Genomic DNA, 19,154 nt, shown 5'->3' with positions numbered 1-19,154 from the left:
AGTTTATTATAGAGGAAACTGAAAGTCAATAGCATTTAAAAAAAAATTTTTTACTCTTTGTATTGTCAATCTAAAGGGCGGTGATCATGGTGTTTAGCAATTTCCATTCAGTTGTTTCAATCACTGAATAAGTGAACAACATTACAATTTTTTTACTAGTAGCAATCCAACTATCAATCATTTAGAGGTGTTTATTAATGGCAGTGATCGGCTATATGCGTGTCAGTACGCATCAACAAAAATTTGATTCTCAGCAAAAAGCGCTCGAGCGATATGGCGTAGATTTCATTTATAAAGAACGAGAAAGTGGTCGTAAATCATCTAGAAGTGAGCTAAATAAAGTATTGTCCTGTCTAAAATCAGGTGATACACTGGTTATTTTTAAGCTTGATCGATTGTCCAGAGGAACGAAACAGTTGCTGAATTTATTAGAAGAATTTGATCGGAGAAATATTCACTTTGTCAGTATTCAAAACAATATCGATACAACGACAGCAATGGGACGCTTTTTTTTCACCGTTATGGGGGCATTTGCCGAAATGGAGGCAGAATTGATTCGTGAACGGGTAATGGCCGGCCTTGACGCTGCCAGAGAAAATGGCAAACAACTGGGTCGTCCACCCAGAACTCAAGAGGTAAAAGAAGCATTGGAACTGTATACTAATTCAGATTTATCTGTTCCTGAAATTGCGAAAAAATGTAATCTCTCGGTGCCAACGGTTTATAACCATATAAAAAAACAAAATGTACTCAGAAAAGTAAACTAACACACAGTATCTGTACATAAAAAACAATGGAAAAACTAAGAATAATCAGTTAGTCTTAAGAATGCAAAGTAGCTATCCAACTTATTTAACATAGGTAGTACATACTAAAAAAACAAGGCAAAGATAAATACATTCTATTTATCTTTGCCTCAATTTTAAATGTATCAACCAATCAATTTCAGCCCAATAACGGATGCTAAAATAATCCCAATAAAAATGATTCTGCGCCAATCTTTAGATTCACCATAAAAAAGCATTCCTAAAATGGCTCCCCCAGCTGCACCAATACCTGTCCAAATAGCATACGAAACCCCCATCGGCAAACTCTTCATGGCTAAATAAAGAAAAATAAAACTACTGCCAAATGTAAGTAATAATAGGAATAAAGACTGTTTGTCTTTATTTAAATTGAAGCGATTGATTGATCCAACGCCTAGCATTTCAAAAATTCCTGCGACCATTAAAAATACCCAACTCATTTTTGACTCGCTCCTTTCTCTCCTGTGACAAATTTCAAGCCCATCACGCCAATTAGTAATACTACAATCAGTAATACTTTTGATAGCTTAAATTCTTCACCAAAAAATAGGATACCTGTAATCACTGTACCTGCTGTGCCTAATCCAACAAATACCGCATAAGCTGTTCCAACAGGTAACGTTTCTCCAGCTTTTATCAATGCGTAAAAACTGATAAAAATGAAAACAATAGTCAATACTATCTCCCACCACGTATTACTATGTTTCATTCCGATGACCCATAAGACTTCGAAAAACGCACCAATCATTAATTTTATCCAATCCTTGTTCATATAAAAAACCTCCTTAATTTTTAAAGCTGAGCGGGCTAGTTTAGCGCTTAGGATTTGTTGAACTCGAAGCATAGCTCGTGAAGCTACATACCATATAGAATAACGTTTCACTTTGCATTCCCTTGAACCAAATAACAACCACTCATCACTTTATTGTATTGTTTGGCATGTTTCAAAAAACAACTAAAAAAAGTGTCAATCAACAATTCTATCTATGGCCTAAGAATTGTCGATCCACACTTTTACTGATAAGCAGCCGGCGCTGGTTATCAAAAGTTATTTGATTTAGTTTTATTCGTTCAATCTATTGAAACTGTTTCTCATTCTACTCCATAATAAACAAATTGGCAATAGCTAAATTCTCTATTATTTATTAAGTAAAATTTAATAAGTTAACAAAAATGCTTAAATTGCCATTTAGGCCTTATTATACGCATATAATGTCTGGCAATCCTACCATTTTTACCGATATTTATTCTAACTGCTTTACTGAGAATAGTGTTCTTTTATAGAAAGTCTAATTCAATCAGATAATTCTGAAAATTTTTGTCTCATGATTTTGTAAATCTAATCAACATATGATACACTTATCTTATCAAAAAAAGATTCCTAGTGAATCAGTCAGCGTTGATATTACTTACTTTAGGCGGTAGTAATGTCAGCGCTTTTCTTTTGTTTATACAAATTATAACACACTAAAATCTTTTTGAAAATATCCGCATACTTAGGGTAATAAAAAAGTCCCACCTCATAGGAGATGGGAAATCTTCACTGAAAAAGGTGCCTTTAAGCACTATTTTTTTATGCCAAAGCCCCCATTGGATCCCAAGGTGCTAAAACAATTGGCTCTTGTTTCCATACCTCTTGTAACTCAGGTGACAATAATTCTTTGCGAACAACGATTTGATAAGTATATTCATCCATCCAGGTATCACTCATCACAAAGAACCCTTTATCGCCAACTTTTTCCCCCCAGCTATTTTCTACTTTCCATTTAACCGATGCGCCATCAATCAGATCCACACCCGTTAAAACCATCGCATGGGTCATTAAACTTTCACCAAAATCTAAACGTTCAGCCTTCGTCATAGTGAAATCAATATCGAATAAATCATTCATGTCATATGCATCTAGAGACATGATCCCACTACCTCTTGTAGAAGACTGACCCACATCACAGCCAAACCAAACAGATTCTCCTTGTTCTAATTGAGCTACTGCTAATTTTTTGAATGTCGTCATATCAACATTGATATATTTCACTTCTTTGCCGCCTACAACATTCCCTAACATTTCTACTGTATAGGTTTGATTGTAAGGTTTATCCGCTGTTGGTGCATTGATCACACTTACATAGTCATCAAGATTCACACCCACATATTTTTCATAAAATGATTGCGGCGTTAAATTTTGATCCAAATGGTAATTTTTTTCTTCGTCGCGGTATTCAAAATCAAAGGTTTCTGGTGGTGTCCCTAATGAAATCGCTAAAAAGTTATAGACTTCTCCTAGCATTGCTTCTTTGGCCGTTTGAACGTCTGCCGCTGTTTTTCCACTAGTTATCAACTCACGTAAAATTGTTGCATCTTTTCTTAATTTTTTATTTAAATAATTGTTTAGGTCACGAGAATTTGAGCTATTACTGCTTTCAGGCATAGCTGTTTTTGGCACAACCCCATATTTTTGGAAAAGAGAAACGATCATATCCCATTGTCCGCCATCTTGTTGAGGCGTTGCTAATAGGAAAGCCACTTTGCGGCTGTCTAATTCTTGATCAGCTGTTGCAATGATATTTTCATAGAAGTAATTTGATTTTTCGTATTTATCCCAGAAAAATGTATAGTTTTGAGAAAGTTCAAAATCTTTTAAATTAAAACTGTTGATCATTTTGTGTCTAAATGTATTTAAGGCTGCAAACATCCAACAACGTCCGCTTTGTTTTTGATTTGCTACTTTTCCAGTTGCAAGATCTACTGAAAAAACGGGAACATTATTTACTTCTGCACTCTGATTTTGAGCAGAAGCTGTAATACCATTTTTGACAACGCCACGTTGTAAGGCATTTTGTTTATTGTTTTCCACAAATGTGTCGTGAAATTTTTTTGTTACGGTAGGTTCGATTACTGACATATTGATTCATCCTTTCACTCATCGTATTCCTTTTTCATTATATGCCTGAATTTTCAATCTCTCAAGTTTTTAATAAAATAAAATTGCTTTTTTTGCATCACTTGTATTATCATACGTAATACAAAGAGTTAAAAAAGAGGTGAAAACATGTTATTAGAGATAGATACTCAAAGCCAAACACCGATTTATCAACAGATTTGTAATCAACTCATCATTGGCATTGCAACAAATAAGCTACAACCTGGCGAAGTCCTGCCTTCTGTTCGACAAATGGCTGACGAAATTGGCGTAAATATGATGACTGTTTCAAAAGCTTACACTTTATTGAAAAACGATGGCTATATTTTAACAGATCGCAGAAATGGCACTAAAGTTGCTGAAAAACAATCACTTGAACCTTCTTTTCAAGAACGATTTTTAAAAGAATTAGAACTATTATTAGCAGAAGCTTCTATTCATCAACTTTCAGAAAATACGATACAAGAAGAAGTTACACAGATTTATCAAAAATTTGAACAGTAAAAGGTGTGTTGAAAATGAATTTCTTTCTCTATTTATTACTTGTTGGGGTCAACTTTTTAATGGCATTTACAGGAAGAATTCCTGCAAATCCGCATAAGAACGTTATATTAGAAACAACTTTACCGAAAGATAAACTTCAAGATGAACAAGTTTTATTCGTTAGTAAGACGTACAAAAAAAGGTTACTGCAATTGGCTTTGGTTTTCACTATTATCGCTTTACCGATTTTATTGATTTCTTATGATTCTTTGACTTTGCTCTATTTTCTCGTGATGATGATCGGCTTTATCGGGGCTTCTTTTTACTTACAGATTGTTTATATTCGTAAAATGACGACTGTAAAAGTCAAAAACAATTGGATTTTACCTACAAGTCCGATTTTAGTCGATACAAAATTAGTAGCAAATAAAAATCGGAAATTGATTTCTATTTGGTGGTTTTTACCAAGTATCTTCATTACTCTTTCAGGTTGTATTTATTCTTTTAAAACACTTGGTTTGTCTAATGGCACATGGATTATTGGCCTTATTTCAATTCTTATAACAGGAATATTTTTACTTTTCTACTATTTTATTGCTCGTTTTCCGGTTAAACCAGTAACAAGCGATGAAACGATCAATCAAAATGTCAATGATCAAATGCGTCATCATTGGTCTGTTTTAATGGCTGTTTCAGCATTGGTTTTGAGTCCCTTGGCTTTTATGTCAATCGGTTCTGTTATGGTACCTTATGAACGAATGATGGTATTTTCAATTGGTTATGCTGTTCTTATTCTTGCATTTGTCATTTTCACTTTTTATTATTTATTCTCATCTAGGAAAAAACAAGATCAACTAATTGCGCAAGCCAAGGTATACCGCTACAGCGATGAGGATCAATATTGGAAGTATGGAGTCTATATTAATCCAAATGATAAAAGAATCATGGTACCTGATCGTGTTGGAATGAATATCTCTGTCAATTTAGGTAGACCTGTTGGAAAATTCACTTTAGGAGTGACGGGCGTTTTGGTTTTGGTTGCTTTGATCGCAGCAAGTATTCCGATGCTGATCAGTGATTTTTCAACTAATCCATTTGAATTGACTACAACGGACAATGGAATCGCCCTATCCGCACCATTAAGTCAACGCAGACAGATTGATTGGAACGATATTGAATCAGTAGAACTGGTTGATAGCCTACCGAAAGATAAACTTCGGATTTACGGAACAGCGACAGAAAATTATTTAACTGGGGAATTTCAGGTTAATTCCGAACCTGCTTATTTGCTTGTTTTAGCAGATAAAAAACCGATTTTAGAAATCAAGACTAAAGATAAGCTGTACTATTATACAAATAAAGATAGTAAATTAACTGAAAAATACTATCAGAATATCAAAGATAATTTAGGGAAATAAAAATAAGTTAGGAAAAGATATTATGCTTTTCCTAACTTTTTTTGAATTTATTCTTCTACTTTGTCTCTTGAACTATACAGATTCTGTGATCGAAAATGTTGCTTATCTCCTCCATAAAGTCTCCTCACACATTTAGTAAAATTGACTAGATGAGATTGTTTTACTAAAAAATGCTATATTCTTTCAATTATACTTTGACATATTTCTATTATGTGATTAAACTAAGCTTAATGAATAGGAGTGAAGAAATAATGACTGTATTCAGTTTAAGAAAATATCAAAAATCTGATTTAGAAAACATACTTGCTATATTTAACGGAACTGTTCAAGCAATTAATAAAAAAGACTATACACAACAACAAATCGAACAATTGGTTCAGTTAGATCCTGATTATGAAAAATGGGACGCTAGACTTTCGTCGAGCTATAGCGTTGTTGCTTTAAACCGAATGGAAGTTATTGGCTTTGGCAATATCACTGATGCTGGTGAACTTGATTTATTGTATGTAGATAAAAAATGGATCGGCTACGGCATAGGAAAAATGCTGGCTAAAGATTTGATGGATCATGCATTGAAAGCTGGAGCCAAGGAACTTACGGTTTATTCATCTATCACAGCTAAACCATTTTTTGAATCTCTTGGATTTGAATTAGTGGAACAAAAGGTAAACTATCGTAATGGTGTAATGCTGATGAATTATTTGATGGTATATCATAGAGATAAAAAATAAGTGATTCGTTCCATCACCTCAAAATAGAGGCTTCTCTGAATGCTCTTCAGTAGAAGTCTCTATTTTGATTAGTATTTTTCAAATGCCACATTCGATTTTATTTTTTAGGTATTCGAGCAGATTGCTATAATCAACTTTCCTATAATCTGTGACATCAATTTCATGAACTTCCCCCAACTGAAATTGGTCGTATTTTCTAGTTTGGATTATTTCTTTGAATTCTTCTTTTGAAATATGATTATCTGCTTTACTACGATCGTCTAATCGATCAAGAAAATGATAATGCGTCATTAAATGACTGAGATGTCGATCTGGTTCTAGGTCTCGTACTTTTCTTCTTTCCCATAACACATCGAAATCGGCTACTAAACGAATCGTAATCACTTCGTATTCATAAGTTTGTGCTAGTTTTGCAAGTTTATTTTTTTGCTTGTCACTAAATGGATATTCCGATACGATTACTTGTTTTCCAGCATTCATATATAATTCTAAAATACCATAATAAAAGTGCCAAACTCGCTTTTCCAACTGTGACTTTTCAGCGAGCGTATCAAAACCAACTGAATCTGCGAACAACTCCTTGCCTTCATCTGGTGTAATCAAGAGGATATTCGGAACTTGTTCACTGATTTTTTGAATCAGATAGGTTTTCCCTGTTGCGGGACTACCAGCAAGTAGGATCAAAAATTTTTTCATTGGGCTAACCTATATGGATTGGATTTTTGGCATTCATAAACAAGCCTATTTTATGTTTGACGATATCGTGACACGCTTCATTGGCCGGAATTACATTGTAGCGTAAGGATTTATTAACTGCTGTTTCTTGAAAGGATTCTTTCGCTTTTTTAGTCCAATTCACTAATAGCTCCGTACCAACATTGAATTTACGGATACCATTGTTGATTAATTCTGGATAATCTTCTTCTTTTACACCTGTTCCGCCGTGGATGACAAGTGGAATGTCAACACGTGCATGAATTTCTTTTAATAATGGTATATTGACTTCTGTTTTTGATTTAAATTGACCATGATTTGTTCCGATTGCAATCGCTAAAGCATCGATTCCTGTAGCTTGTACAAACGTAAGTGCATCTTCTGGTTTTGTGTAGACTTTGTCGTTCTCATCTACGTGAATGCCCTCTTCAGTACCACCAATTGTTCCTAGCTCACCTTCAACAGAAACACCATTTTTATGAGCATATTCCACCACAGCTTTTGTTTTTAAAATATTTTCTTTAAAAGGCAAATGAGAACCATCATACATGACCGATGTGTAGCCAAGATCAATTGCTTCTTTGATGTCATCAAAATTTCTTGCATGATCTAAATGAAGCACTGCATCAACCATTTCCTTTTCAGCCATAGTCTTAACGACAGAAACTAATACATCATAACCAATATATTTTGCCGTATCTACACTGGTTTGGATAATGATCGGAGCCCCCATTTCTTTGGCTGCTCGAATCATTTCTGGTAACATTTCTAAATTGTGGGCGTTAAAAGCCCCTACGGTAAAGTTCAATTCTTCTGCTGTTTTTGTGACGTTTTTCAATGTTGTATACATCTATTTCTCCCCAATCTATCAATTTATTGACCGCTGATTGTAACTTTTTTAGCGATTTGTCTCATGTCATCCATCTTGTTCATCCATTGTTCAATACCAGCATCATCACCGCTTCTTGCAGCCTCCGCTCGTTTTTGATTGTACAAACTCATCAATTTTTTATAGCCTGATCCGATACTATTTTTATAAGACTGACTTTTTTCTAGCGTTGAAATTGCTTGGTCGATCTCATCTAGCTGTGCCAAGAGTAAACCTACCTCTTCGTGTTTTTCAGCTAATGCACTATCCGCTAGTTCTAATTCATTGATTTCCGCTGTAAGTCGGCTAATTTCTTTACGAAGGTCATTTTTTTGATTCTCAGTCAAACTCTGTGCTACTTCCGTTTTCACAATACTTGTTTTTTTCTTTTTCAGAAAATCAAACATATTTTCACCTCTTTTTAGAATGCTTTCATGATTGGACTAATGATCCAAGCATATAGTAGCGCTGCTGTAACGGTATCCACATCAGTCGCTGTGGCATTGATAAAGCCCATACTGTTGAATATCGTCACCAACAAAGCTGGTAACAACGTAATAAAGAATCCATGTGCGATTCCGCCAATAATCGCTCCTCGTCTACCCCCAACTGCATTTCCGAAAATTCCTGCTGTTCCTCCTGCGAAAAAGTTCGTCAACATTCCTGGTAGAATCATGGCTAATCCAAAGGTTGGTAAAATAAACATCGCTAAAACAGCGCCAATTGTTGTCGTAATAAATCCTAAAATCACTGCATTAGGACTATACGGAAAAAACACAGGGCAATCCAAAGCTGGAATGGCATTCGGTACCAATTTCATCGCAATCCCTCTAAATGCTGGTACGATTTCTCCAAGCAATAAACGAACACCTGCTAATAAAACATAAACACCGACCACAAATTGGATTGCTTGTAAGAAGGCAAACATAATATAGTTTTGATTTCCTGATAATGTTGAAGAAAATGTTTCTCCTGCAAACAACACGGTTACAATATATAAGGGAACCATCACGACCATCACAGATAAATAGGTATCTTGAAGAAACTCAAAAGATTTTGGTAATTTAAGGTCTTCAACTGACTTTTTATTTTCCCCACGCTCTCCAAAAATCCAAGCAACTCCTGCTTCAAATAAATAACCAATTGTACAAAAATGACCCAGCGCAATATCATCTGATCCTGTTATTTTTCGAATGAACGGTTGTGCGATCGCTGGCATTGCAACAGCGAAAACTCCTCCGATAAATCCACCAACAAGAATTAACACGATTCCGCGAAGTCCTGCAAAATACCCAAAAACTGTCGTCATTGTCGCCATCCATAAAATCGCTTGACCTGTTAAGAAAATGTATTTCCATCTTGTAAAACGAGCAATCAAAATATTAAATACAAAAATTGCCAGAAACGTTAACGCAATGTCTCGCCCTAAACCAAGTTCATTCATCGCTTGACCGTTGATTGCCTCAATCGAAGGGATGATCCCTTGCATATGAAATCCTTCTGTAAAAATTTCACCAAAATAAGTCAAACTTCCCACAATAATACTAGAACCAGCACTTAAAACTTGAAACCCTAACAAGGTTTTTAATGACCCTGATAAAATTTGTCCAATCGATTTTTTTTGTAGGATCAAACCTAACATAGCAATCAAACTGATCGTAATTGATGCCTGCGTCAAAATATTTTCGATGATAAAATTAATTACCCCCATGATATGTGCCCCTCCATTCTATTTTTCTCGTTAAATAGCGCCTTTTGCTTGTAAAACGGGTGTGATTTTTTCATCTATCTCTGCTTTTGAAACAATATTTTTTAAATAGATAATCGCTGTTTTTTCTTCGTCAATATTAAACTTTTCGAATTGTGTTTGAAAATTTTGAGCGGTGATAATGATATCTGGATTCATAGAAACTGCCGATGAGATATCTGTATGCTCAAGTTTTGCTTCGACCCCTTTCTGATCTAGTACATCTTCTGCTGCCATTTGTGCCGCAAAGCTACTCCCTAAGCCTGCTCCGCAAACAAATAAAATAGTTAGTTTTTTCATGATTATACGCTCCTATCGTTTTTATTATTTTGTTTCTTTTAACTCATCCTCGTATAAAATCGTTTCAAATTCAGTTATATTGGTGCAGTTAGTTAATCGAGTTATTTTTGTTTCGTCATTGATCAGCTCGATCAAACTTTTCATAATATTCAGATGGGAAAACGAATCGACTGCCGCCAAACAAAATATAATCTTGACTGGATCATTTGCTTCATTTCCAAAGACGACAGGCTCTGCTAAAGTAGCTACACTTATGCCTAATTTATTTACGCCATCTTCTGGTCTTGCATGAGCCAAAGCAAGATGTTTCCCCATCACAATATACGGACCAAATTCATTAACAGAGGCGATCATTGCATTTACATAGGACTCTTTTATACACCCTTCTTTTAATAATGGACGAGCTACTCGTTGAATCGCACTCTTCCAATCCGGACATTTTTCTAATAATAAGATATCGCTTTTCTTTAAGACATCTTTCAGCATTGGCTGCAACTCCCTTTTATTTATCTTTAAATGATTCTTATCAAAAGTCTTCTCTAAATTTTGATAGATATTGCTAGAAATCGTTCCGCCACTTTCTTTAATCAAATCAAGAACTTTATAAAATAACTCAGTAGAGTCATTGTCATTGTTTACCAAACGTTTAAATTGTCTGTTTCGTTCTAAAAACTCTTGAACTTTTTTCCGACTTTCTATTTTGATAATTGGATCTACTACTAAAATTGGTTTTTCGAAATAGGTTAAACTAAGTGTTGAAAAAATCAAATCAACATCTAGTTTTTTGATTAAATCCAGCTCTCCTGTACTCAGAACAGCTAGTACATCAATGTTAAATAGTTCTTTCAAATGTTCCGCCAATAATCGTCCAGTGGCGGTTCCATGATTGCAAACTACAACCGCCTTATAGATATATTTCAGTTCTTGATTAATTGCACTTACGGAAGTAGAAAAATGAATCGTCAAGAACGCAATTTCATCGTCACTAAGATGCTTTTTGGTGATTGCTTCAATCGTTGGAGCGAATTTTTCAATAGCAAAATAAATATTTCCATAATAGCGTTTAACTGTTTCTTTTAAGGGATTTAAAATCTGTATTTCACTCTTTACCCGACTAATCAAACCAGCCATATGTCGATATAAACCTTCATGCAGTGATTCCTCTTTTTTTGAAAAAGGAATTTGGGTGATTTGTTCGACATATTGAATCAGTTGAATCGACAATAATTGAGCTTGTACCCATTCAACCGAACTGCTTATACTCCCAGTATTAAAGGTCTCCAACATAAAAATGATATAATTTTTTTCCGATCTCGGCGGCCTAACTGCTAAAGCTTGGCAAAGTTGATCGACAAAAGAAGTTCTAAGCTTATTTTGATCCGTATCCCATACTTCCCAATCAGAGTTTACAATTAAATCTTGCCTTAAATAACGACTCAGCCAAATAGCCGTAAACATCACAAGTTGATTTCGATAAATATCTTCTTTTGAAGAGATCGTTTGATGGTAGATATAATCTATTTTTTTCAATACATTTTTAGGAATATAGCGAAATAAATGTTTTTCTGAAACGCTCAATCCTACATCCTTCTCATCAAGAAACCGCAAGCTGTCAATTGATTGGTTGACTACATCGTAAATCATTGTTCGAATCGTTCGCTCCGATCCTTTTAGAATGATTCCTTGTTTAGGAATACTCAACACTTCTATGCCATACTCTAGGAGAATACTTCTGACCCTACGCATATCTTCGTCCATTGTGCTTTTTGATATTTGATACTCCGATTCTTTTTGATATAAAAAAATAGGATGTTCCGATAAAGAAAAAGCCAAGATCAAATCAAAAATTCGTTCCTCACGATTTAAGTAATCGAATTCATTTTTTTCATCAATAATCGTATCTAGTTGTTTTTTTTCAGTTTGATCAAGTGTTAAAAGCATTCCTTTATTTCGGATTGTTCTGATCTCTGGCATTTTATGACTGATGAGAAACACGTTGATTTCGTTAATCTCATTTCTGATTGTTCGATTACTGATTTGAAAATCCTCACTTAGCTCATCAAGAGTCAAAGAATAATCTGACCTAATAAACCGTTTAAGTATTTGTATTGTACGATCTTTCATTTGTTTCTCTCCTTGTCTGATTTCATTATATAGTTGGACGGTTCATTTGATTAGTGGAGATTGTTGCAACATTTATTTGCAAAAATGTAAGCGCAGCCATTTATTTGCAATTGAATAGTCGCATTATTAGTATACAAAAAAAGCCTGGCGCAAAACTGTTTTTGTTTTGCGCCACACTTTTTAAATAAAGATTCTTTTATCTCAGCCTGTTTTTATTCAACAGTAAATTTTGTTTCTGATAATGAATTCTGTAATTCAGCATTAGAAATGTCTCTATCACTTGTTACAGATGCTGATTTTTTTTCTAAATCAACACTAGCAGACTGAACCCCTGCAATTTTTTCGAAATTTTCTTTGACGATATTTACGCAACCGTCACATTTCATTCCATTGATCGATACTGTTTTTTCCATTGTTAAACACTCCTTATATTTTTTTAGTACTCCTGCCTAACGAATCAAATGACACTGACACTGTCCTTTTATACAGTTGCAAGGTACTTCTTTCACCGCTGAATTTCGTTTTTCTTTTAGTAATATTTCCAAGCGATCAATATCGTCAAAACTCAATAGACTATCCTCGATTATTGATTCAAGCACACTTCCAACTTTTTTGCTGCAGACTTTAGTCAGCATTTCTTTAGAAAGTGCCTCGATGCTTTTCCGTTCCTCAACTAAAGGAAAATACGTAAACTTATTACCATTACGAGTTGTTCCTAGCATCCCTTTATCAACTAAGCGGCTCAGTAACGTCTTGACCGTGGTACTTTTCCACTCAGTTTTTTCATTAAGAATATCTGTCACTTCTTTACTTGTTGTTTCTTTCGTCGCCCAGGCAACACGCATGACTTCCCATTCTGCATCAGTGATATTTAATGTTTTTTTATTATCTGACATAAAAAGTCTCCTTTTTACTGTTTTTTGATGCTTTTCAAAAACTACATATGTAGTCAATCGATATATTGATAATAGCTCTTTTTTTGTAGTTTGTCAAAGGGAAGATTCCCTCCATTTTTGCTCTGACTCTCAATCTATAGAAACAGACGTAAAACACGAGCATTGTTTTACGTCTGTTTCACTTACTTATAGGAGTTTGATTAGAGTGCTATCTGCTTTGAACGGTTTGATAAGCTGAACATATCAAAAGCAAACCTCTTTTTCTACTGTTGTTGTGTCTTGCCCGTGTGCTTTTTTAGCAGTCAATAGTGCCATATTTTTAAATGAATCATTCAAGCCAATGCCACCTTTTTTCGGCATTTTAACGATTGGAATTTGTTTTTTATATTTCTCTGTCGCTGGGTTTTCAACAGACATTGACGCAATTGCTGGAATTCCGTATTGATTAAAAGAAATCGCTAATTTAGCCGCCATTTCTCCAAAGTTAGGATACTGCATTGCCGGACCACAAAGAATGGCATCTGCTTCAAACTTTTTGGCAAAGCCTACAAATTTTTTCGTCATTTCTTCTTGATTTTCTAAATAATACTGATCCCCACAATAAAGAGTCGCAACGATTTGTGCGTCATTCTCTTCAAAAAATGGACTTAGTGTTTGACCTGGTCCCATCGCTGATTTCTTACCGCCAGGAGTTAAATGAGCATTTTCATCACTCCCCATCCCAGCTTGCACATGGTTTAATACTACTATAATTCTTTTCATCAAAGAACCTTCTTTCTAAATATCATCAAAGTCAAAATCATCAAAATTAATCTCTTCTTCTTCCTGTGTTTCTATTGCCTGTGCTTCTTCACGTAGATATTGATCGTCCATTACTTTGACAAATGGATAGTAGATGAACATACCTAAAACAAACAATAATGCTTGCAAAACAGCTCCTTGCCAGCCACTTACCAAAAATCCTGAAAATATGATTGGTGTGGTCCAGGGTAACTGAATACCGTTTGTTAAAGGAACTAGTCCCCAGTCCATTGCAAAATACGCAATGATGATATTAATCGTCGGCACCAATGCAAAAGGAATTAAAATCAATGGATTCAAAACGATCGGCAGTCCAAAAATAATCGGCTCATTAATGCCAAAAATCCCAGGAACTAAAGACAGCTGTGATAATTTTTTGATCCGTTGACTCTTACAGAAAATAACCATAACCACAATCAACGAAAGGGTCGAACCAGCACCACCAAATGTAGCGAACATATCTTGAAACTGTCCTGTAATAATATTAGGAATTTCTTGTCCATGTTTGTATGCATCTAAATTTTCAACTGATAATGCTCTTAAAACTGGATTAAAAACAGCGCCAACAACACTGCTTCCGTTGATACCAAAGAACCAGAAAAAATGTAAAAAAACATACGCAATGATCATCGCTCCAAGTGTATTTCCTAAAGCTAATAATGGCGTTTGTAAGAAATCAAAAATAATTGCTTGTAAGTTTCCATAAGAAGTTAAACTAACCAGCCAATCTGCAACAAAGAAAATCATGACCACAATAAAACTTGGAATCAAGGCTTCAAAGGATTTCACTACAGTCGGCGGCACACCATCTGGCATTTTAATCGTCCAACCTTTACTTAAACCCAAACAAAAATTCGTGTGGAAATCAACGCTACGATCATTCCTAAAAATAATCCGTTAGATCCCATCCATTTTAATGGCAGACTCGCAACTTCAACTAATTGTTCTGTTCCTTCCAGCGTATACTCAGTGTAATAAGGCGTTACGATAAAAAAAGATACCAGCGAAATGATACCAGCTTGCATCGCATCCACTTTAAATTGACGGCCAAAACTGTAGGCAATTCCCACAACCGCCAAAATCGTCATCACATCAAAACTTGCATTAGCAGGAACCGCCATATGCTCCGCCCAATCAGCTCCTAAAATCCCTGACATCCACTGATCCCATTGAGGTAGCGGAAAGTTTGCAATCAAAAGAAAAATCGATCCTACGATCAGTAAAGGAGTGGATAATAAAAAGCCATCACGAATCGCAACAAGATATTTGTTTTCCCCAATGACTTTAGCCATCGGTGTCAAAATACGTTCCAACCAATCCAAAAACTTTTTCATATAGACACGCTCCACTCTTCGTTATTTTTTATTTGATTTAATTAGTTTCAACGCTTCTTTTAAGGCTTTTTCGCCATCCATCATACCATAAATTTCTGGTGTGATCGCAGCCACCGGAATTCCTTGTGGTGCAAATTGTTCTTTCGTTTTTTCAAGTAAAAAGCGGACTTGAGGACCTAATAAAATAGCGACTGGTTTCTCCTGATCGACTACTTCTTGCGCTCTAGCAACTGGAAATGCAGTGATTTCTAACGGCATTTGATGCTTGTTTACGACTTCCATCATTTTATTGACCATAATGCTTGTAGACATCCCTGCATCACAAAATAAATAAATCTTTTTTTTACTCATGTTCTTCTCTCCTTTGTTTTTTATTAATCAATAGGTGCTTTGATTCGTTTTTCATAGGCATCTAGCCATTCTTGCGTTATCGGCTCAATGATCGTTTGATGATTTTCACCCATATTAGCTAGATAAATTGCCGGCTTTTCTCGATGATTTGCTACACTGAAGGTAAACTCAACATTGGTGGCAACGCCCCATTGACCCACTTTATTCATTGCGACTAAAGAGAATGCTCCAGCTTTACCATAACGTTTGGTCAGCTTATCATTAAACGTATAGACGGCTTGATCGCAAGCTTCTTGTGGTGTCTTCCCCTCACCCATCAAACGAACAATTTCATAAGCCAAACATCCTTTCATCAAATCTTCCCCTAAACCTGTAGCGGATGCTCCTCCGATTTCGCTATCCACATAAAAACCAGAACCAGATAACGGCGAATCTCCTACACGTCCTGGTTTTTTCATAAACAAACCAGAACTAGAAGTTCCAGCCGCCATACTGCCTTTTGTATCAAGAGAAATTGCGCCGATCGTATCATGTCCATCATATGGGCTTAAATTACTTTTAGCGATTTCTTCTACTCGTTTTTCCCAGATTCGATGTGCTCTTTGGGTCAACATATTTTTCCGCTCAAATCCATTAAGCATGGCATATTTTGTTGCGCCTTCTCCAACTCTAAAACTGTTGAACTTTTCATCACTTAATTTTCTAGCAACAGAAATCGGATTTTTCGTATCCGTGATTCCAGCAACTGCGCCAATCTTAAATGTATCACCATCCATAAAAGCAGCATCCATTTCTAAGATGCCCTCAGCGTTAGGTAAACCACCGAATCCAACAGATTTATAGTATGGATAAATTTAAATCGTTTGAATTGTTGCCTCAATTGCATCTCCTGCTTGACCATTCTTTGTCAGTGATTCACTTGCTTGAACGACACCATCGTGTGCCATTCGCCAAGTAGCAATTATTCCCCATGGCATTTGCATCCCCATCCTTTAAAATAGCGTTTTCAATATTTTATACTTGCATTATGCACGATATATACAATTTAGTATATACCGAAATCTATCGTTCAAAAAATAAGAAACTGAGGCATAACTCTGTGAGTCCTATCCTAGTCTTATGGAATCCGGATAAACGGTGGAATCAAAAGGAATTGTTGGTTTAGTAAGCACATCTTTTCCCTAAATATCTTATGGAAAGTATACTTGAGCCAATTTCATAATTCACTTTTAAAAAAAGTAAACACTCATCCAATTTTAAATAAATCATTTTTAAAATGACATGACTGCTTCTTTTTTAGCTAATAATTGTGCGCAAAATGTTTTTAAATTGTAAGCCAGTTGGATTAATTGGTGTTCGACTACCACTCGTGTGGCGATAAAATAGTTCGTGCTATTAAGGCTATAATTGTCTTTAAGATAGGCATTAACGCGTTCGACTGATGTTCGCTCTTTGTAATGTTTCCGCCATGCCCGTGTACCTCGGGCTGGCTGTGAGTACTTGCGAAAGTTGTCAGATTGTTTGATTTTAATGACGGTTTGACAGAGGCCTTCATTTCTTAACGGACAATCGCGACAATGGGTTTCAGGTTTCGTAAATTTTAATGCACTGTAACGCTTATCAAAACTATCATACTTGTAACTATATTCTAGTAAGCACGTTGGGGCGTAAAAACGATCAATTTCGCCATCATTTTTAGGCACACGTTTTAAATCAATAATCGGTTCAAGTTTTAACTCATGGGCTTTTTCATAGATGGAGTGAGCGTCATAGCCTTTGTCCATTAGAACCATGGTATCTTCGATACCTAAATCGGCTACTTTCATCATTAAGGGGATCGCAACACTGACATCTGCGACAAAGGCAGACGTTGTGATGCCAGCTAAGATATATTGGCTATGGGCCGTGACGGCATAATGGGTCTTATAACCGAACCAATAATTATGTTTGCCTTGACTGTTTGCTTTCACACCCCACGAAGGATAAATCGGTAATTCTTGGCGGATCTCTTTAAGTGTCATTTCTTTTTGAACAGTTGTCGATGAGACTTTTTCGTTCTCTGTTTTTTTAGGCTTGGAATGACCGTCAACAGAGGTTGCATCGATGGCAACGATTTCCGTATAAATTTGAAATTCTTGATTGATTTTGGCCAGTAACTCGTCGTTTAATTGAACTAAAACTGTTGGGTTATCACTTAAGATTTTCATGATTCGACAGAAACTCGCTTCTGAAGGCACCCGTTCAGAATAAAGAAAGCCCAAACTTAGTTTGAAGGCGACATCTTCGTTTAATCGTTGAACAAGGGCTTTAATCGATGGAATCCCCTCAATATAGCGGGTAATCATCGCTCTAATAGCCGCCTCATAGTTGAGAGTAATGGGAGCACCGACGTGGGTTTCTTTTTGAAAGAGCAATACCATTGGATAAAAATCGATTGGGGAGAAAATATGGGCATGTCGTTCTTTGACATCAAGTTGTATTAAAATTTCTATGTCAATGAAAGTAGGTTGTTGTATAATGGTCATAAGGGAACACTCCTTTTTGATTATGCTTGTGTCGTAACTACATTATATCAAAAATGGGGAGGTTCCCTTTTTTTATTTAATTTTAACTCTTGCGCCTCAAGGGGTTGGAATTATGAAATTAGTTCATATAGATAAAAAATAGTAATAACAAGCGAAATAGCAACGTTTCCTGTACAATATAAGTTGTATACTTTTTTTGTTTCTTATATAAAAAATGAAGGAACTACTATCTTTGCGCAGGAGGGATCTTTTTGTTTGATTTAGAAAAAGTCCAGTCATTAAATGAGCTGGAAATGCTTGTTTATCACTACATCTTAGAACATATGGACAATATTCCAAAGTTAACAATTCGACAACTTTCTACAAATTGTCACGTGTCCACATCAACGATTTTACGTTTTTGTTCAAAAATGGGATTCGATGGTTTTTCAGAATTAAAATATGCCATCAAAAAAGAACAACAACAAGAAGAACACTCCTTCGAACAATATTATGATGCTACAATCCATGTTGATTCTTTTTTAAAACGTCTTAATCAACAAACATATTATGAAACATTGAAACCCGCGGTCACGATGATTTCCTCTGCTCGCCATATCGTTTTTTCAGGCATTGGTACAAGTGGTATTTTGGGAAATTACGGTAGTCGCTATTTTGCCAATATGGGCATTAACGCATATAGTATCGGGGATCCATTTACACCTATTCCTCAACGAGGGTTTGAAAATACGTTAGCGATTATCCTCTCTGTTTCAGGTGAAACCTCTGAAATAATCAAACAAGCAACTGATTTTAAACGATCTGGTGCTAAAATCCTAAGTATTACCAATGATGAACATTCAACGATCGCTCGTTTAGCTGATTACAATATTTCTTATTATATGCCCGATGAACGATCTATTTACACCGATCCTTATATCAATATCACGACACAAATCCCAGTTATTGCCTTGATTGAACTACTTGCTCATCAAGCTGGTAAAGCGTTTGCTGAGCAATCTGATCACAAAAATAACTAAACTGACGAACTTTTTTCACACTGATCATAATACTGAAATTTTGACAAAACGCTCAAGAGTTGCTATGGTTTTTGAGATGATGTACCGAGCATCAGAAACCAAACATAATTAAATTAA

The 19,154-nt window shown here is 35.5% G+C and carries 19 protein-coding genes and 2 pseudogenes; 5 read left to right on the top strand and 16 right to left on the bottom strand.

The window, feature by feature from the left end; genetic code table 11:
• Positions 1-197 precede the first annotated feature (197 nt).
• Entirely contained in the window at positions 198-767 is a 570-nt protein-coding gene (locus IGL98_RS03695; RefSeq protein ID WP_069645683.1) for a recombinase family protein, read from the top strand.
• A gap of 164 nt (positions 768-931) precedes the next feature.
• On the opposite strand, the gene IGL98_RS03690 is transcribed toward IGL98_RS03695, so the two are convergent.
• The 3 genes from IGL98_RS03690 to IGL98_RS03680 form a co-directional block, all read right to left on the bottom strand.
• On the bottom strand, positions 932-1,246 hold the full coding sequence (locus IGL98_RS03690; protein ID WP_206845214.1) for a DMT family transporter: 315 nt from the start codon (positions 1,244-1,246) through the stop codon (positions 932-934).
• Positions 1,243-1,578 (bottom strand): DMT family transporter, encoded by a 336-nt coding sequence (locus tag IGL98_RS03685; protein WP_206845215.1) that lies wholly within the window; start codon positions 1,576-1,578, stop codon positions 1,243-1,245. Before IGL98_RS03685 ends, IGL98_RS03690 begins: the two co-directional genes overlap by 4 nt.
• An 801-nt stretch (positions 1,579-2,379) precedes the next feature.
• The gene (locus IGL98_RS03680; protein ID WP_206845218.1) at positions 2,380-3,708 is read right to left on the bottom strand and encodes an aminopeptidase C; all 1,329 of its coding nucleotides are present in this window, start codon (positions 3,706-3,708) and stop codon (positions 2,380-2,382) included.
• A gap of 147 nt (positions 3,709-3,855) precedes the next feature.
• Between IGL98_RS03680 and IGL98_RS03675 the strand changes: the two genes are divergently transcribed.
• The 3 genes from IGL98_RS03675 to IGL98_RS03665 all read left to right on the top strand — a co-directional run bounded on the left by IGL98_RS03675 (position 3,856) and on the right by IGL98_RS03665 (position 6,358).
• Entirely contained in the window at positions 3,856-4,230 is a 375-nt protein-coding gene (locus IGL98_RS03675) for a GntR family transcriptional regulator (protein ID WP_069645687.1), read from the top strand.
• Positions 4,231-4,244: 14 nt separating this feature from the next.
• Positions 4,245-5,627, top strand: coding sequence for a DUF5808 domain-containing protein (locus IGL98_RS03670; protein WP_206913061.1), 1,383 nt, complete (start codon positions 4,245-4,247; stop codon positions 5,625-5,627).
• A 251-nt stretch (positions 5,628-5,878) separates the two neighbouring features.
• Positions 5,879-6,358, top strand: a complete 480-nt coding sequence (locus IGL98_RS03665) for a GNAT family N-acetyltransferase (protein ID WP_206913059.1) — start codon at positions 5,879-5,881, stop codon at positions 6,356-6,358.
• 78 nt (positions 6,359-6,436) lie between these two features.
• Here the strand turns inward: IGL98_RS03665 and IGL98_RS03660 are convergent, their stop codons facing one another.
• The 13 genes and pseudogenes from IGL98_RS03660 to IGL98_RS03600 all read right to left on the bottom strand — a co-directional run bounded on the left by IGL98_RS03660 (position 6,437) and on the right by IGL98_RS03600 (position 18,018).
• Positions 6,437-7,054, bottom strand: a complete 618-nt coding sequence (locus tag IGL98_RS03660; protein ID WP_206845235.1) for an AAA family ATPase — start codon at positions 7,052-7,054, stop codon at positions 6,437-6,439.
• A gap of 4 nt (positions 7,055-7,058) precedes the next feature.
• Positions 7,059-7,922 carry a class II fructose-bisphosphate aldolase gene (locus tag IGL98_RS03655; RefSeq protein ID WP_206845239.1) on the bottom strand — a complete coding sequence of 288 codons (864 nt, stop codon included), beginning with the start codon at positions 7,920-7,922 and terminating at the stop codon, positions 7,059-7,061.
• Between the two features lie 23 nt (positions 7,923-7,945).
• Positions 7,946-8,347 carry a tetratricopeptide repeat protein gene (locus IGL98_RS03650; RefSeq protein WP_206845241.1) on the bottom strand — a complete coding sequence of 134 codons (402 nt, stop codon included), beginning with the start codon at positions 8,345-8,347 and terminating at the stop codon, positions 7,946-7,948.
• A 14-nt stretch (positions 8,348-8,361) separates the two neighbouring features.
• Positions 8,362-9,651: a PTS sugar transporter subunit IIC gene (locus IGL98_RS03645; protein WP_206913057.1), complete on the bottom strand. Its 1,290-nt coding sequence runs from the start codon at positions 9,649-9,651 to the stop codon at positions 8,362-8,364.
• A gap of 30 nt (positions 9,652-9,681) precedes the next feature.
• Positions 9,682-9,987 carry a PTS sugar transporter subunit IIB gene (locus IGL98_RS03640; protein WP_206845247.1) on the bottom strand — a complete coding sequence of 102 codons (306 nt, stop codon included), beginning with the start codon at positions 9,985-9,987 and terminating at the stop codon, positions 9,682-9,684.
• Between the two features lie 24 nt (positions 9,988-10,011).
• Positions 10,012-12,111 (bottom strand): BglG family transcription antiterminator, encoded by a 2,100-nt coding sequence (locus IGL98_RS03635; protein ID WP_206913055.1) that lies wholly within the window; start codon positions 12,109-12,111, stop codon positions 10,012-10,014.
• A 212-nt stretch (positions 12,112-12,323) separates the two neighbouring features.
• A complete protein-coding gene (locus IGL98_RS03630) occupies positions 12,324-12,524 on the bottom strand; it encodes a heavy-metal-associated domain-containing protein (protein ID WP_206845258.1) in 201 nt (66 codons plus the stop codon).
• A 36-nt stretch (positions 12,525-12,560) separates the two neighbouring features.
• Entirely contained in the window at positions 12,561-13,007 is a 447-nt protein-coding gene (locus tag IGL98_RS03625; protein WP_069645703.1) for a CopY/TcrY family copper transport repressor, read from the bottom strand.
• 243 nt (positions 13,008-13,250) lie between these two features.
• On the bottom strand, positions 13,251-13,769 hold the full coding sequence (locus tag IGL98_RS03620; protein WP_206845260.1) for a GrdB-related putative oxidoreductase: 519 nt from the start codon (positions 13,767-13,769) through the stop codon (positions 13,251-13,253).
• A 15-nt stretch (positions 13,770-13,784) separates the two neighbouring features.
• Positions 13,785-15,142 (bottom strand): annotated as a pseudogene (gene celB / locus IGL98_RS03615) (PTS cellobiose transporter subunit IIC).
• Positions 15,143-15,163: 21 nt separating this feature from the next.
• Entirely contained in the window at positions 15,164-15,493 is a 330-nt protein-coding gene (locus tag IGL98_RS03610) for a PTS sugar transporter subunit IIB (RefSeq protein ID WP_206845262.1), read from the bottom strand.
• 23 nt (positions 15,494-15,516) lie between these two features.
• A pseudogene (locus tag IGL98_RS03605) lies at positions 15,517-16,470 on the bottom strand (N(4)-(beta-N-acetylglucosaminyl)-L-asparaginase).
• A 294-nt stretch (positions 16,471-16,764) separates the two neighbouring features.
• Positions 16,765-18,018, bottom strand: coding sequence for a transposase (locus IGL98_RS03600; RefSeq protein WP_206847206.1), 1,254 nt, complete (start codon positions 18,016-18,018; stop codon positions 16,765-16,767).
• Between the two features lie 251 nt (positions 18,019-18,269).
• Between IGL98_RS03600 and IGL98_RS03595 the strand changes: the two genes are divergently transcribed.
• On the top strand, positions 18,270-19,037 hold the full coding sequence (locus tag IGL98_RS03595; RefSeq protein WP_206841509.1) for a MurR/RpiR family transcriptional regulator: 768 nt from the start codon (positions 18,270-18,272) through the stop codon (positions 19,035-19,037).
• The last annotated feature ends 117 nt before the right edge of the window (positions 19,038-19,154 follow it).

Origin of the sequence: Enterococcus sp. DIV0840 (genome assembly GCF_050527835.1) — a bacterium.
GTDB lineage: Bacteria > Bacillota > Bacilli > Lactobacillales > Enterococcaceae > Enterococcus_L > Enterococcus_L ureasiticus.
Note: the sequence above shows the minus strand (reverse complement) of the source record. Positions and strands in the feature narration are given on the sequence as shown.

Coding starts and splice junctions, on each gene's coding strand:
- IGL98_RS03620 (WP_206845260.1), bottom strand. CDS start 13,769: ATGAAAAGAATTATAGTAGTATTAAACCATGTGCAAGCTGGGATGGGG.
- IGL98_RS03680 (WP_206845218.1), bottom strand. CDS start 3,708: ATGTCAGTAATCGAACCTACCGTAACAAAAAAATTTCACGACACATTT.
- IGL98_RS03690 (WP_206845214.1), bottom strand. CDS start 1,246: ATGAGTTGGGTATTTTTAATGGTCGCAGGAATTTTTGAAATGCTAGGC.
- IGL98_RS03660 (WP_206845235.1), bottom strand. CDS start 7,054: ATGAAAAAATTTTTGATCCTACTTGCTGGTAGTCCCGCAACAGGGAAA.
- IGL98_RS03650 (WP_206845241.1), bottom strand. CDS start 8,347: ATGTTTGATTTTCTGAAAAAGAAAAAAACAAGTATTGTGAAAACGGAA.
- IGL98_RS03665 (WP_206913059.1), top strand. CDS start 5,879: ATGACTGTATTCAGTTTAAGAAAATATCAAAAATCTGATTTAGAAAAC.
- IGL98_RS03610 (WP_206845262.1), bottom strand. CDS start 15,493: ATGAGTAAAAAAAAGATTTATTTATTTTGTGATGCAGGGATGTCTACA.
- IGL98_RS03685 (WP_206845215.1), bottom strand. CDS start 1,578: ATGAACAAGGATTGGATAAAATTAATGATTGGTGCGTTTTTCGAAGTC.
- IGL98_RS03640 (WP_206845247.1), bottom strand. CDS start 9,987: ATGAAAAAACTAACTATTTTATTTGTTTGCGGAGCAGGCTTAGGGAGT.
- IGL98_RS03645 (WP_206913057.1), bottom strand. CDS start 9,651: ATGGGGGTAATTAATTTTATCATCGAAAATATTTTGACGCAGGCATCA.
- IGL98_RS03675 (WP_069645687.1), top strand. CDS start 3,856: ATGTTATTAGAGATAGATACTCAAAGCCAAACACCGATTTATCAACAG.
- IGL98_RS03630 (WP_206845258.1), bottom strand. CDS start 12,524: ATGGAAAAAACAGTATCGATCAATGGAATGAAATGTGACGGTTGCGTA.
- IGL98_RS03635 (WP_206913055.1), bottom strand. CDS start 12,111: ATGAAAGATCGTACAATACAAATACTTAAACGGTTTATTAGGTCAGAT.
- IGL98_RS03600 (WP_206847206.1), bottom strand. CDS start 18,018: ATGACCATTATACAACAACCTACTTTCATTGACATAGAAATTTTAATA.
- IGL98_RS03695 (WP_069645683.1), top strand. CDS start 198: ATGGCAGTGATCGGCTATATGCGTGTCAGTACGCATCAACAAAAATTT.
- IGL98_RS03625 (WP_069645703.1), bottom strand. CDS start 13,007: ATGTCAGATAATAAAAAAACATTAAATATCACTGATGCAGAATGGGAA.
- IGL98_RS03670 (WP_206913061.1), top strand. CDS start 4,245: ATGAATTTCTTTCTCTATTTATTACTTGTTGGGGTCAACTTTTTAATG.
- IGL98_RS03655 (WP_206845239.1), bottom strand. CDS start 7,922: ATGTATACAACATTGAAAAACGTCACAAAAACAGCAGAAGAATTGAAC.